The following is a 10,218-nucleotide window of genomic DNA, read 5'->3' as shown; positions in this document are numbered from 1 at the left end:
CTCAGTGCTGGTGGCGACCCCTTGTCGGCCACGTTCGCGCCAGGGACGGAGCCGGTCTCGCGTTCTCGACATCGCTGGGCGAGAGATTAGCGTCACAGGATATTTGGTTGATGAATGCAAGCTTTTCGGGAACAGTTGTGGGAGGCAAGTAGTTGAGGGATACAAGCAAGTAACCCGGCACTGAGGGAGACCACCATGAGCGACACCGCCACTGCGGAAGGGGGCGCCACCACGAACGGACGGCTTTCACACCGGCAGATCCTCACGGTTCTGTCCGGACTGATGCTCGGCATGTTCCTGGCGGCCCTCGACCAGACCATCGTGTCCTCGGCGATGAAGACCATCGCCGACGAACTGCACGGACAGAGCCTGCAGGCCTGGGCCACCACCGCCTACCTGATCACCGCGACGCTTTCCACGCCGCTGTACGGCAAGCTGTCCGACCTCTTCGGCCGCAAGCCGATGTACCTGACCGCGATCTCGCTGTTCCTCGCGGGCTCGCTGGCGAGCGCGATGGCCGGATCGATGTACGAACTGGCCGCGTTCCGCGCGTTCCAGGGACTCGGTGCCGGCGGTCTGATGTCGCTCGCGCTGGCGATCATCACCGACATCACCTCACCGCGGGAACGCAGCCGCTACCAGGGTTACTTCATGGCCGTGTTCGGCGTTTCGAGCGTCGCCGGCCCGGTCGTCGGCGGGTTCTTCGCCGGACTCGACTCGTTCGCCGGCCTGACCGGCTGGCGCTGGGTGTTCATGGTGAACGTCCCGATCGCGCTCGCCGCGCTGGTCGTCGTGAGCAAGGTGCTGAACCTCCCGCACACCCGCGTGGACCAGAAGGTCGACTTCCTCGGTGCAGGCGCGCTGGCGCTGGGCCTCGTGCCGCTGCTGCTCGTCGCCGAGCAGGGCCGCGAATGGGGATGGGGTTCGCCCGCGTCGCTGGCGATGTACCTGATCGGCGCGCTCGGCGTGGCCCTGTTCATCCTGCAGGAACGCCGCATGGGCGACGCTGCCCTGCTGCCGCTTCGGCTGTTCCGCAGCGGGGTGTTCCGGGTGTCGACGGCGGTCACCGTGATCCAGGGCATCGGGATGTTCGGCGCGATGATGTCGCTGCCGCTGTACCTGCAGATCGTCAAGGGCGCGACGCCGACCCAGGCCGGGCTGCAGATGCTGCCGCTGACCCTCGGGATCATGGTCGCGAGCCTCGGCAGCGGCCGGATCATCACCCGGACCGGCCGGTACAAGGGCTTCGCGGTCGCCGGACTCGGCCTGATGGCCGCGGCGGTGTTCTCGTTCTCGCTGATCGGGGTGGACACCGCGCTCGGCGTGGTGATGGCCATCGCGTTCGTGCTCGGACTGGGCCTCGGCTCGACCATGCAGGCGCTGACCCTGGCCGCCACGAACGACGTCACGCCCCGCGACATCGGCGTCGCGACCTCGTCGGTCACGTTCTTCCGGCAGATCGGCGGCACGGCGGGCACCGCGGTGTTCCTGTCGATCCTGTTCAGCACGGTCGGCGACCGGATCGCGGCGGCGGTCCGCTCGGCGATGGCCTCCCCGGCCTACACCGCGGCGCTGGCGCAGCACCCGGAGTTCGCGCGGCAGCTGGCCGGCGGCGGGCTCGACGTGAACGACACCTCGTTCCTGGCGCACCTCGACCCGGTGCTCGCCCGCCCGATCCTGGAAGGGTTCTCCAGCTCGATGAGCACGGTGTTCCTGATCGGCGGCGCGGTGCTGACCGTCGGGTTCGCGCTGGTCTGGCTGCTGCGGGAGAAGCCGCTTTCGGACAAGTCGGCGATGGAGCAGCGCGCCGAGCAGGAAGCGGGCGAACTGGCCCTCGCGGGCTGACCGAACAGAGAAAGGGCCGTCCACCTTCTCCGGTGGACGGCCCTTTTTCGCGTGGCTCAGTGGTGCGCTTCGCCGTTGATCTCTTCCTTGGCGAGGCGGTCCTTCTCGCGCTCGAGCGACCGGTTGATCTCAGCCTCAGCCTCGCTGCGGCCCACCCACGAGGAGCCCTCGACGCTCTTGCCCGGCTCGAGGTCCTTGTAGACCTCGAAGAAGTGCTGGATCTCGAGCTTGTGGAACTCGTTCAGGTGGTGGATGTCCCGCAGGTGCTCGAGACGCGGGTCGTTCGTCGGGACGGCGAGGACCTTGTCGTCCGGGCCCTTCTCGTCGGTCATCCGGAACATGCCGATCGCCCGGCAGCGGATCAGGCAGCCGGGAAACGTCGGCTCCTGGACGAGCACGAGCACGTCGAGCGGGTCGCCGTCCTGGCCGAGCGTGTCGTCGATGAAGCCGTAGTCGGCCGGGTACTGGGTCGCGGTGAACAGGGTCCGGTCGAGCTTGATCCGACCGGTCTTGTGATCGACCTCGTACTTGTTGCGCTCCCCCTTGGGGATTTCGATCGTGACGTCGAATTCCACGGCCGTCCTCGCTGCTTCTCGAATCTCGGTGTCCCACACGCTCGTGGGCGGCACCCTCATGACCTCGTTGACGTCACTAGTGTGGACTACGCCCCATCGGCCGGTCGCGCCGATGTCGGCCAGACGGCATGTGACCTTGGCCCCTCCGGGGGCGGGTGAGAAGGAGTGGTGGGTGCCGGAAAACGACCAGCCGAGGTGGCCCACGGGCGACGAGGACACCTCGTCGCAGGCGGACCGGGCGACCTCCCGCCTTCCCCTGCCCAAGCGCGACGCGGGAGCCACCGCGCAGCTTTCCGTGCCGAACGTCACACCGGGCGACGGGCCCGGATCGTGGTTCCGGCCGAACGTCCCGCCGGAGGAGATCCCCGGGCTGAACGCGCCCTCGGACGCTCCCGTCTCGCCGCCGGAACCGCCGCGGTCGAACCTCGCGGACCGGATGAGCGGTGCTTCGACGGCCGGGACTTCCGCGCGGCCCGAGGAACCGAAGCCGCAGGCGCCGTGGGTGCCGGTGGAGGGACCGACGCGGTTCGCGGCCGGAGTGCCGCGGCCGGGCGACAACGCGGGCGGTCCGGACGCTGAGGAGACCGTGCAGTCGTCGACGGTCGCCAAGGATTCCGGGGAGAAGACTTCCCCGGCGCCGTCCCGGCAGCAGGAGGGTTCCGCGGAGCGGACAGTCCGGGCGCAGCCGAACGTTTCGCCTGGTCAGGCCGGGCAGCAGGAGTCCTCGCCCGCGTGGCAGGCCGCGCGGAAGCCGGGGAACTCGCTGTTCGAGCCCGGCGGAGCCGAGTCCGGTTCCGGGGCTTCGGGCGAGGGGCAGGGGTGGAACCCGTTCCAGTCCGGCCAGCCCGCCGAGCCTGCCGGGCAGCAGTTCGCCGCGTTCCGGGACGAAACGCCGGGAACGGGCGAAAACAACCAGGGCTGGGCGGCGTTCCGGCCGATCGTCGCGCGTGACGAGCAGGGGCAGGAGCCGCCCAAGGAGGGCTGGACCGCCTTCCGGAACGACACTGGTCCCGGCGAGGCGGACGCTGCTGGCTCGCCTGGCCAGGACCAGGCCGGTGGAGCTGGCTCGGCGCAGCCGGGTCGTGCTGGCGACGGGGCGCAGGAGTTCCGAGGCGAGTCCGGTGCCGCCCGCCCGGCGTCATCCGGCCAGGCCCAGGGCCGCGCCGGGGAGGAGTCGCAGACGAACTGGACCGGCTTCCGGGGCGAATCCGGCCCGGTCGCTGGATCCGCCGTCGCGCGTCTCGGCCCGGGTCAGCCGGGCCGTCCCGGGAATGAAGGCCAGGAGAACCGGGCTGGCTCTGGCAGTTCTGATCAGGGCCAGCCGGGGCGTTCGGGGGAGAGCTGGCCTGGTTCTGGCGGTGCGAATCAAGCTCAGCCGGGCCGTCCCGGGAACGAAGCGCAGGAAAACCGGGCTGGTTCCGGCAACTCCACCGCGGGCCAGCCCGGTCGGCAAGGGAACGAGTCGCAGGCGAACCGGAACGAAGCCGGTCCGGCCGATTCCGGAGCCGAGCCGTGGTCGCAGCAGATCGAAATCCCGGTCCGTCCCGCTCTGCCCGAACCGGCGCCCGGCACTATCCCGCCCGCGGGCGGGTCGGTGCGGCCGATGCGGATCGACCCCACCGGTAGCCAGTTCCCGGCGGAGGCGACCGTCGGGATTCCGCGCCCGGCAGAGGGTTTCTCCAGCGCACCCGAGGCGCAGGAGGGGCCGTCCGAAGCGACCATCGGATTTCCCCGGCCCGCGGACGGCTTCGCGGAGCGTCCAGGTCCGGAGCAGATTTCGCCGCGCGCCGCCGCGGAGCAGTCGCCCCCGGAGCCGCCTGCCGGTGCCGGGCCGACCCCGCCCGCGGGCGACGCGCCTCGTCCGGAGGGGAAGAAACCTCGCCGGAAGGCGCTGATCCTGGCGCTCGTCGTGCTGCTTCTGCTGGCCGCCGCGGGTGGTGCGTCGGCCGTGCCGGCCATCTCCAACCGGCTCGGATTGCCGTGGGCGCCGAACGCGCCGAAGGGCAGTGCGCCCGACCCCGCCGACGCCAGCCTCGCGCTGCACGGCCCGGACACCTCCGGGCAGGGGCCGTCCGCGAACGGCGTCGCCGCGAAGCTTTCCGGTCCCGCCGGTGCGCCAGCGCTCTCGCAGCTCAGCGGCAGCGTCATCGACCCGGCCAGCGGCACCGTGCTGTGGGACCACGCGTCGAACACCCCGCTGACCCCGGCGTCGACCACGAAGATCCTCACCGTCTCCGCGGCGCTGCTCGCGATGGAGCCGACGAAGCGGATCCCGACCAAGATCGTCCAGGGCGCGCAGCCCGGCACGGTCGTCATCGTCGGCGGCGGCGACCCGTCGCTGACCGCGTTGCCGGTCGGTACCGATTCGCCGCTCTACCCGGGCGCGGCGCACGTCGACGACCTGGTCAACCAGGTCAAGAAGGCCGTCGGCACCGTCACGAAGGTCCAGCTCGACGCGAGCGCCTTCAGCGGTCCGAACACCGCGCCGGGCTGGGAACCGAGTGACGCGCCGTCGCTGTACGGCGCCCCGATCGTCCCGGCCATGACCGACGGCGGCCGCGGCAACCCGAAGGTCGACGAGACCATGCGCTCGGCCAATCCGGGGACCGCGCTCACTCAGCTCGTCGCGGACAAGCTCGGCGCGGCCCCCGGCGGGCCCGCCAAGGCGCCCGAAGGCGCGAAGGTGCTCGGCGAGGTCCAGTCGGCGCCGCTGCCGGACCTCGCGTACGCGCTGCTGCAGATCTCCGACAACGTGCTCGCCGACTCGCTCGGCCGCCAGGTCGCCATGGCCACCGGCGGGGAAGCGTCGTTCGCCGGTGCCGCCGCTGCGGTGAAGAAGGTGTTGGCGGACCACGGTTTCGACGTCAACGGCCTTCAGCTGTTCGACACGAGCGGACTGTCCAATCAGAACAAGGTGCCAGCCAGGCTGCTGGCCCAGGTGCTCGCCGCGGCGGCCGGTCCGGACGGCAAGGACCCGAACACGCCGAAGCTGCGTCCGCTGCTGGCCGGCCTGCCGGTCGCGGGCAGCCCGGAAGGCACCCTGCACGGCCGGTACCACTCGCCCGAAACCCAAGGCGGCAGGGGCTGGGTGCGGGCCAAGACCGGCACGCTCACCGGCGTCAACACCCTCGCGGGGTATGTGCTCGACAGCGACAACCGCGTACTCGCCTTCGCGTTCATGTCCAACGGTTCGGAGAAGAACGCCGGGCAGGCGGCGCTCGACGTGCTGGCGACGGCCCTGCGAGGCTGCGGCTGCAAGTAACCGGCAGGCAAGCGGCACTGAGCCGACTCGCTGAACCCGCTCGGCTGAGCTGCCCACAATCGCGGACCGGCAGGTAGCGTCGGAGGGGTGAGCCAGGAAACCGAGACCCGACGGCGGCCCATGGTCGACTGGGACCGGGCAGCCGCCACCGGCGCGCTGCTGGTGCGCGGCGGCCCGCAGGTCGCCCGCGGCGAAGCCGACCGCGCGGTGGTCGACCTGCGGGAGCTGACCGCCGAGGCGGAGGGGCACGTCCGCGAGCTGACCGGCCTCGGCCAGGACCTGCCGCTGCTGCCCGGCACCGTGGTCGACCGGCCCGGCTGGGTCCGGTCCGCGGCGTCCGGTCTCGGCGAGCTCACCGGTCGTGCGCTGCCCGCGGCGCAGGGCGGTCCGCTCGGCCCGATCCTGGCGTCCGGCGCGGGCGTGCAGACCGGGTTGCTGCTCGCCTTCCTGGCGTCCCGCGTGCTCGGCCAGTACGACCCGTTCGGCGGGCCCGAGAACAAGGGCGAGCTGCTGCTCGTCGCGCCGAACGTAGTGGCCGCCGAACGCGCGATGAAGGTGCCCGCGCACGATTTCCGGCTGTGGGTCTGCCTGCACGAATGCACGCACCGGCTGCAGTTCACCGCGGTGCCGTGGCTGCGCGACTACTTCGCCGACGAGGTCGAACGGCTGGTGTCCGGGCTCGCGGAGAGCTCCGCCGACGGCCTGGCCGAGCTGCTCGGCAGGCTGCCCGACGCGCTGCGCAACCGCGGCAAGGGCGGTGGCATCGCGGAATTGCTGCAGTCGCCGAAGCAACGCTCGGTTTTCGATCGGCTGCTGGCGTTGTCCACGCTGCTGGAAGGCCACGCCGATTACGTGATGGACGCGGTCGGCCCGCAGGTCGTGCCCAGCGTCGAACAGATCCGGGCGCGGTTCACCGCACGTCGCCAGGGCGGCGGGATTTTCGATCGGCTGCTGCGCGCGGTGCTCGGCCTCGACGCGAAGATCCGCCAGTACGACGAAGGCGCGAAGTTCACGCGGCACGTGGTCGACGCGGTCGGGATGGACGGGTTCAACAAGGTTTGGCGCTCGCCGAACACCTTGCCGACCCGCGCTGAGATCGCCGACCCCGCGGCCTGGGTGCGGCGCCTGCACGGGTGAGCGCGCTCGCCGCGGTCCGGACAGCGGTCCGCGATTTCCTTGCGACAGTCGCTGTTCCTGGCGAAGTGTGTGTCGCGGTGTCGGGTGGCGCGGACTCTCTAGCGCTTGCCGAAGCGACGGCGTACGTCCTTCGGCACCGAGACGTCCGTACGCGGGCTCTCGTGGTGGATCACGGTCTTCAGGCCGATTCAGCCGTCGTTGCCGCCGAAGCAGCGACGGCCGTGAAGGGCCTCGGCATCGACGTCGTCGAAGTGCACGCCGTGCATGTCGTAGGCAAAGGCGGTCCTGAAGCAGCGGCGCGTGCCGCGAGGTACCACGCGCTGCGCGAAGCGTTGCCGAACGGCGAAGGGCTCGTACTGCTCGGTCACACTCAAGATGACCAAGCCGAGACAGTGCTGCTCGGTCTAGGCCGTGGCTCCGGACCGCGGTCGCTGGCCGGCATGCGTCCGCACGATCCGCCGTGGGGCCGTCCGCTGCTTGGCATCACCCGCGCGCAAACCGTTGCGGCGTGCGCACAACTTGGCCTGGAGCCGTGGCAAGACCCGCACAACGCCGATCCCCGCTTCACCCGCGTACGGCTGCGTACGGAAGCACTGCCGCTCCTGGAGGACGTGCTGTCAGGTGGAGTCGCTCCAGCTTTAGCCCGTACGGCCGCACAGCTGCGCGAAGACACCGAGGCGTTGGACACACTCGCCGCGCGCGTACACGAGCGCGCGGCCCGCGAAGACGACCTCGACGTAGCCGTGCTCGCGGCCGAGCCCGCTGCGCTGCGCAGACGGGTTCTCCGCAGGTGGCTGCTGAACTCCGGGGTTCGCGAGCTGACCGACGCGCACCTGCGTTCGGTCGACGCGCTCGTGGCCCGGTGGCGGGGCCAGGGCGGGGTGTGGCTGCCGGGCAACTTGGAGGCTCGACGGCGGCGTGGCAGGCTCTCGCTTGCCGGACCCGAACCCACCACCCGAGGGGAATGACGCGTGTACGAGGGCGAGATCGCCTCCGTGCTCATCACCGAGCAGCAGATCAAGGACAAGATCGCGGAGCTGGCGGCGAAAATCGCCGCGGACCACCCGGAAAACGGCCAGGGCGACCTCCTCCTGGTCGGCGTCCTCAAGGGCGCCGTCATGTTCATGACCGACTTCGCGCGGGCGCTTCCGGTGCCGACGCAGCTGGAGTTCATGGCCGTGTCGTCCTACGGGTCTTCGACCTCGTCGTCGGGGGTGGTGCGGATCCTGAAGGACCTCGACCGCGACATCGCCGGGCGCGACGTGATCATCGTCGAGGACATCGTCGACTCCGGGCTCACCCTGTCCTGGCTGCTGAAGAACCTGGCGAGCCGGAACCCGGCCTCGCTCGAGGTCGTCTCGCTGCTGCGCAAGCCGGAAGCCGTGAAGGTCGAGGTGCCGGTCAAGTACATCGGCTTCGACATCCCCAACGAATTCGTCGTCGGCTACGGCCTCGACTACGCCGAGCGCTACCGCGACCTGCCCTACATCGGCACGCTCGATCCGCACGTCTACACGTCCGGTTAGCCCGGTTCGCGAGAAACCCCTCGGGGCGGAACCCGGATGCGCGAAATCGCGTCATAGGGCTCGACCAGGTGCGTTAACCTATGCGAAGACCTATTGCCATGCGGACGAGTGACACCAGCCGACGGGCTGGTCCTCGCGCGGGGGAACGGAGAGAGGCAGATGGGCAACAACAGCTCGGCGGACGCCGCGGCGTTCAAGAACGCCGCCGTCAACGGCCAGGTCGGAATCGACCCGGATGCCGCGCAGACCGTGCTGAAGAAGATCCGGACCGGACGGGACGCGGTCGAAGCTCTCCTGAACAGCGCCGGCACGCTCGCGCAGCCGCCGAAGCTCGGCGCGAACCCGGTCGGCAAGGCGATGGCGACGAAGTTCGTGCAGCGCGCCGACGGCGGCGGCGACTCCTACTCGTCCGCGCTGCAGAACCTGCTCAGCCAGTACCAGGCGGCGGAGGAAGGCATCGTCGCGGCGATGGCCCGCTACCACGAGTTCGACCAGTCCGCCGGCGACCCGTTCCGCAACAAGGCCTGACGTCCTAGGGGGATCACGCAGTCATGGCACCGAACACGAACACCTCGGCCCCGGGCGGCTCCGTCCCGGACGGATCGGGCTACAACACTTCCGGCTACGGCACCTCGTCGTCGGTTCCCGCGCCCGGTTCGGCCGTCGCGATGGGCTCGAACTCGACGGCCGACGACATCGTCGCGTCGGCGCGCAGCAGCTCCGGCGGCTTCGAGATCGGCGGCGACCGCGCCATCGCCAACCCGCCGAACTGGCAGGCGCAGGAAAGCCACCAGCTCTACCTCGGCGCGACCACGGACAACGACCCGGGCACGGCCGAGTCCACGGGGCAGCACTGGGCCAAGCACGGCACCGAGCTGAAGCAGGCGTCCGACGACCTGTACAACGCGATCACCGAACTGGGCAACGTCTGGGTCGGTCAGGGCGCGGCGGGCGCGCAGGGCGCGCTCGTGGCGATCGCCAACTCCGGCACGCAGGCGTCCGACGCCGCGCACACGATGGCCGACCGGCTCGCCCGCCAGGCCGCCGCGGCCGCCGAGGTCAAGAAGATGCCCGCCCCGCGCGACTACGACCCGAAGCAGGCCATGACGGCCGCGCTCGCGGGCGGTCCGGCCGCGCTGGCCGCGGACCAGAAGGCGCAGGCGGACGCCGCGAACGACGTCAAGGCGCAGCAGGTCGCGTTCTTCAACGCCTACACGCAGGCGATGAGCGAGGTCGACAGCTCCACCCCGAGCTTCGGCCCGGACTCGCTCGGCATGAAGCCGACCGCGACGCACTTCAACGGCAACTCGTTCAACAACGTCAACAACATCGGCCACACCGACGCTCCCGGCGCGCTCAGTTCGCCGGCCAGCTTCGGCACGGTCGGCGCGCACGGTGCCTTCGGCGGTACTGGGGTCGCCGGGCACGGCGCCCCGGCGCACGTCTCGGCCGACTCGGGCAAGTACGGGACCTCTGGCTTCGAAGGCGGCGGTGGCGCGCTCGGCGCGGGCGCGGGCGCGGGCGCGGGTGTCGGCGTGGGCGCGGGTTCCGGCGTCGGCGCGGCCCCGGTCGCTCCGGCCGCACCCGCGAGCTCGGGCGGCAGCGGGCTCGGCGCCGCGCTCGGCCTCGGCGCCATCGGCGCGGGGGCCGGATTCGCCGGCGGCAAGCTCGGCGAGGGCAACCGCAGCGGTTCGCGCAAGGAGGAGGAAGGCAAGACCTCCGCGGCGTCCGAGCACCAGAGCGGGCAGAGCGCCGCGTCGGCGGCTCCGCAGCAGCAGGGCGTCGTCCCGGCGAGCGGCACCATCGGCCAGCCGCAGGGCGGCATGAACCCGATGGGCGGCGGCATGGGCGGAGCGGGCGCGCACGGCGCGGG

General features: G+C 71.1%; 8 protein-coding genes. 7 read left to right on the top strand and 1 reads right to left on the bottom strand.

Annotated elements, in window-relative coordinates; all coding sequences use genetic code 11:
* The first annotated feature begins 195 nt into the window (after positions 1–195).
* A complete protein-coding gene (locus tag H5411_RS44620) occupies positions 196–1,845 on the top strand; it encodes an MDR family MFS transporter (protein ID WP_183127777.1) in 1,650 nt (549 codons plus the stop codon).
* A 56-nt stretch (positions 1,846–1,901) separates the two neighbouring features.
* On the opposite strand, the gene H5411_RS44615 is transcribed toward H5411_RS44620, so the two are convergent.
* Positions 1,902–2,420, bottom strand: a complete 519-nt coding sequence (locus H5411_RS44615) for an inorganic diphosphatase (RefSeq protein WP_101437148.1) — start codon at positions 2,418–2,420, stop codon at positions 1,902–1,904.
* Positions 2,421–2,592: 172 nt separating this feature from the next.
* Here H5411_RS44615 and dacB point away from each other — a divergent pair, with 172 nt between their 5' ends.
* The 6 genes from dacB to H5411_RS44585 all read left to right on the top strand — a co-directional run.
* Positions 2,593–5,682, top strand: a complete 3,090-nt coding sequence (gene dacB / locus H5411_RS48220) for a D-alanyl-D-alanine carboxypeptidase/D-alanyl-D-alanine endopeptidase (RefSeq protein ID WP_312878750.1) — start codon at positions 2,593–2,595, stop codon at positions 5,680–5,682.
* A 120-nt stretch (positions 5,683–5,802) separates the two neighbouring features.
* Positions 5,803–6,819, top strand: coding sequence for a zinc-dependent metalloprotease (locus tag H5411_RS44605; protein ID WP_183127779.1), 1,017 nt, complete (start codon positions 5,803–5,805; stop codon positions 6,817–6,819).
* Positions 6,816–7,787, top strand: coding sequence for a tRNA lysidine(34) synthetase TilS (gene tilS / locus H5411_RS44600; protein ID WP_183127776.1), 972 nt, complete (start codon positions 6,816–6,818; stop codon positions 7,785–7,787). The genes H5411_RS44605 and tilS overlap by 4 nt, the downstream gene beginning before the upstream one ends.
* Positions 7,788–7,790: 3 nt before the next feature.
* Positions 7,791–8,345 carry a hypoxanthine phosphoribosyltransferase gene (hpt, locus tag H5411_RS44595; protein WP_101437151.1) on the top strand — a complete coding sequence of 185 codons (555 nt, stop codon included), beginning with the start codon at positions 7,791–7,793 and terminating at the stop codon, positions 8,343–8,345.
* Positions 8,346–8,504: 159 nt separating this feature from the next.
* Positions 8,505–8,873: a hypothetical protein gene (locus tag H5411_RS44590; RefSeq protein WP_101437152.1), complete on the top strand. Its 369-nt coding sequence runs from the start codon at positions 8,505–8,507 to the stop codon at positions 8,871–8,873.
* A 23-nt stretch (positions 8,874–8,896) separates the two neighbouring features.
* A partial coding sequence (locus H5411_RS44585; protein WP_183127768.1) for a hypothetical protein occupies positions 8,897–10,218 on the top strand: 1,322 nt, incomplete at its 3' end.

It is taken from the genome of Amycolatopsis echigonensis (assembly GCF_014174495.1).
Taxonomy (GTDB): Bacteria; Actinomycetota; Actinomycetes; order Mycobacteriales; family Pseudonocardiaceae; genus Amycolatopsis; species Amycolatopsis echigonensis.
This window is presented reverse-complemented; position numbering and strand designations above follow the sequence as displayed.

Excerpts from the sequence above, each read along its gene's own strand:
- H5411_RS44620 (WP_183127777.1), top strand. The coding sequence starts at position 196 with ATGAGCGACACCGCCACTGCGGAAGGGGGCGCCACCACGAACGGACGG.
- H5411_RS44605 (WP_183127779.1), top strand. The coding sequence starts at position 5,803 with ATGGTCGACTGGGACCGGGCAGCCGCCACCGGCGCGCTGCTGGTGCGC.
- H5411_RS44590 (WP_101437152.1), top strand. The coding sequence starts at position 8,505 with ATGGGCAACAACAGCTCGGCGGACGCCGCGGCGTTCAAGAACGCCGCC.